1 protein-coding gene and 1 pseudogene are annotated in these 1,733 nt (G+C 34.2%); one reads left to right on the top strand and one right to left on the bottom strand.

What is annotated here, in order from left to right:
- Positions 1 to 244 (top strand): annotated as a pseudogene (locus tag HCUR_RS08090) (IS481 family transposase); the annotation flags it as partial.
- Between the two features lie 858 nt (positions 245 to 1,102).
- Here the strand turns inward: HCUR_RS08090 and HCUR_RS00785 are convergent.
- Complete coding sequence (locus HCUR_RS00785) at positions 1,103 to 1,354, bottom strand: hypothetical protein (RefSeq protein WP_104206320.1); 252 nt, start codon at positions 1,352 to 1,354, stop codon at positions 1,103 to 1,105.
- Positions 1,355 to 1,733: the final 379 nt, after the last annotated feature.

The following is a 1,733-nucleotide window of genomic DNA, read 5'->3' as shown; positions in this document are numbered from 1 at the left end:
AACGCTTAAAGAGGCAACTGTAAACAATTTCCATTATGCATCTCATGATGAGCTGAAACAGCATCTGCATGCCTATCTAATGGCTTATACCTTCGCTAAACGACTTAAAGCCATCAAAGGCAAAACTCCTTGGCAATTTATTCTAAATCAGTGGACAATTCATCCAGAATATTTTACAATTAATCCTAACCATTTCTTAGCGGGACTAAACACATCTCCATTTAGGATTCTTGTATTTTTTTAAATGGTCAACGTACATTTCTTGAATGCGAATTTTCAACTTAGGATTTGGATGTTTTAGGCCTTCTATACACTTTTTTAAAGCCTCCAACATTTTGAATCTCTCTTCAATATTCTTTTTGTCCAAATTACTGTCCGAGTTTCCATACTTCATATCAAATGTACTAAAGATTTTTCCAATTTCTGCTAGTTTTGGGTCTTTTGGATTGAGTGGAATGTGCGCTAAATCCAATACAGCTGTGTGTCGATCTATTTTTGTGTTGACTTTTTTTTGTAATTCTTTAATTTTATGCAGTAAATTAGAATTTTTAGGTAGACTATTTTTCCAAGACTTTTAATGATTTCTGTGTGCCTATTAGGTCTTCTCTAATCAGCGCATTATATAGGACTTTAGAGCTACTTTTATCAAGCATTCTACGCGACGTTTATACCTTCTTTAACGTTTCGTCAATTTTCTTTGTAAGCGCGTCTTTTACCATTTTTTCCACCAAACGCGGATCGGTGCGCAAACACGTTTTTTTTTAATGCTTTACATCTACTGTATCCATCAAAGGTTCTAAAATAAGAGGTGAAGCTTTTAATCGCTTTTTTTGCTATCTCTAGAACTCTTTTTGTCTCATTTTAACTTCTTTCGTATGTGATCACGTGACGCTGTTGGAAAGTTTGTAAGTTCAGAGAGCTTCTGTACTTTTTTTGATAAAGTAGTGCTCTAAATACTACATCTTTTTCATAGTTTTCTACAATCCTTTTATTTCTTTTTATGTCCTATTATTTTGTGTGGCTGTTTTTTTGAATTCGTTCCTCTTTTCTACCCGTGGTGCATGCGCCCCTAGAGCTAAATTTTTTTGATCGCTTTCTTTATTTAAAGCGCTTCTTTTGTCTGTTCAGCTTGGATCCTAGTTATAGTATTCTCGGCTTTCTGTTTAACCTGTTCTATTTGTTTAAGCGCTGCACTTGTCTTTTTTATATTCTCTTTTTGTGCTTGAGCTTTTCTATTTTCAGGAAAGGGTTTGTTTTTCAGGGGTTCTTGAGCCTGTTGAGGATGATTTTTCCGTACTTTTTCTTCTTGTTTCAGAAAGTTTTTTCCAAATCTTTTTTCGTGCTTTGATAGCATGGATTTTCGTTCATTTCTGCTTGTATTTCTTCAAAACTTTGCTTGTCAGAATTTTGTTTTGAATTTGATTTTGTGCTTTATTCTGATTTTCTTCTAGAATTTTTTAGGTTCTGTGAGAGGAGTTAATAAACCTAAAGATATATCATTTTTTATAGTACAATTCAACAGTAATCGCCAGGACCTACGCAGGAAAAATTTATCTTGACAGAGTTAGCGAGGTGTTTGAAGAACATAGCATTTTTGCTCATCAGTGATTTAATTGGCGGTTTCCGGCTTTTCTTTCAGGTTCACTCACACTGAAAGTGCTTATTTAGGACGTATATCTAAGTTTTTAGCCGTATTCTCATGGCCAATACAGGCTTTGTCTTCATTGAATGAC

The organism is Holospora curviuscula (assembly GCF_002930195.1).
GTDB lineage: Bacteria > Pseudomonadota > Alphaproteobacteria > Holosporales > Holosporaceae > Holospora > Holospora curviuscula.
The sequence above is the reverse complement of the archived record's forward strand: the minus strand, read 5'-3'. Positions and strand labels throughout refer to the sequence as shown.